Source organism: Terrisporobacter mayombei (genome assembly GCF_020748465.1).
In the GTDB taxonomy this organism is placed as follows: Bacteria; Bacillota; Clostridia; order Peptostreptococcales; family Peptostreptococcaceae; genus Terrisporobacter; species Terrisporobacter mayombei.
This window is the reverse complement of record NZ_JAHZMP010000092.1, coordinates 1-536: the sequence shown is the minus strand read 5'-3', so window position 1 is coordinate 536 and position 536 is coordinate 1. Positions and strand designations below refer to the sequence as shown.

The following is a 536-nucleotide window of genomic DNA, read 5'->3' as shown; positions in this document are numbered from 1 at the left end:
CTGTCAACAATGCTAGTAGCTTTGACAATTTTTTTGATTTGTACTTTCTCATGTTTACCCCCTTGTATGTATTTAATTTTTATTATATCAGATTTCTAAATCTAGGTCATATTTTATTTTGATAAAATAAAAATTGTAAGTAAATATTAATTGTAAAATATTATAATTTTATTTTTTATGATATTTTACAATATGTCTATTTGTTAACTGATATGCTATACTAAAGTGTATTAGTGTTTTTAAAGATAGTTATATTTGATTATTTTAGGAGGGTTATATTTGATTTTTAAAAAACATTAAGAGACCATATTATATTTATTTTTTGGAACACTTACTACTTTTGTAAATATAATTTCATATTTATTTTTTACTAGAGTTGTATCACTTAATTTTATAATTGCGAATATTTTAGCATGGATTCTTGCTGTCTTATTTGCCTATTTTACTAATAAGTTTTTTGTATTTGAAAGTAAGGTAATTGAGATAGCTTTCTTATTTAAAGAATTCTTATCTTTTGTTAGTTTTAGATTATTTTC

General features: G+C 20.7%; 1 protein-coding gene. It reads left to right on the top strand.

Annotated elements, in window-relative coordinates; translation table 11 throughout:
- Positions 1-306: 306 nt before the first annotated feature.
- Positions 307-536, top strand: a 230-nt coding sequence (locus K0039_RS23060; protein WP_228106796.1) for a GtrA family protein, incomplete at its 3' end; no start/stop codon positions are given.